The 277-nt window shown below is 59.6% G+C and carries 1 protein-coding gene; it reads right to left on the bottom strand.

All coding sequences use genetic code 11. From position 1 onward, the window contains the following. On the bottom strand, positions 1–194 hold a 194-nt coding region (locus tag XalbCFBP2523_RS16525), incomplete at its 3' end, for a hypothetical protein (protein ID WP_146084175.1). Positions 195–277: the final 83 nt, after the last annotated feature.

The raw sequence follows: 277 nt of genomic DNA, 5'->3' as shown, positions 1-277 counted from the left end.
AGAAAGCCGGACAGATACAGCCCAGCCATGGCAACGGGTAGCAACGCGATGACGGCGGCAATGCCTTTGGTACGCGAATTCATCGGGGGACTCTTCCTTGGGAAATCGGGGGAAATCGAGCGTGAGGGATGTTGCAATGCCTTGCGGTGGATGAACTTGTCAGGCGCGATGCGTTTCAGCGCATGGCTGTCCATGCGGCATACCTGGATGACCTTCGATTACCGCCTACAGCTTCATGACCAGCCCCTGCCCTTGCATCTGCGCCGCGCGCTGGGCC

Origin of the sequence: Xanthomonas albilineans, from assembly GCF_002939705.1 — a bacterium.
GTDB classification, from domain to species: domain Bacteria; phylum Pseudomonadota; class Gammaproteobacteria; order Xanthomonadales; family Xanthomonadaceae; genus Xanthomonas_A; species Xanthomonas_A albilineans.
This window is presented reverse-complemented; position numbering and strand designations above follow the sequence as displayed.